The organism is Acinetobacter sp. Colony158, assembly GCF_019264745.1.
GTDB classification, from domain to species: Bacteria; Pseudomonadota; Gammaproteobacteria; order Pseudomonadales; family Moraxellaceae; genus Acinetobacter; species Acinetobacter ursingii.
On record NZ_CP078523.1, the window covers coordinates 933081 to 933515 of the forward strand.

A 435-nucleotide genomic window follows, 5' to 3' on the forward strand; every position below is an offset into this window, starting at 1 on the left:
GTTAAAATTAGACTGTGTTCGAGTCGGAGCACCTGAAAAATTGGAAATAAAATCCGTTTCATTTTTAATATTTCGATTATTCTTATGCCGATGTTTTTGTGAATATCGTGTTGGAAATAAAGGATATTCACGAGGATTAGAAAAATCGTAATGCGGATTAAATAAGGCGTAGATTTCACCAATACTTTGTGCTGCATTCACGCCAAATTTAACGTCCTCAAACGTGATCCAATAGGTGGACTTATTACCACCACCATGTAACTTGGAGGTATAGCCCATTAACACATGCACAAGATGCTCATTGCTCTGAACCGTTTGATAGCAGTCATAAGACAGTTGATTAACTTCATTATCCCGCATACCTGTAAATAGATGAATCCAAAGTTTGGCCATGCCTTGAATCAACGTCATATAACGAGTGAGATTGGCATGTTT

At 37.2% G+C, this 435-nt stretch carries 1 pseudogene; it reads right to left on the bottom strand.

The annotated features are described in order from the left end of the window. Window positions 1–435 (bottom strand): annotated as a pseudogene (locus JR005_RS03685) (hypothetical protein); the annotation flags it as partial.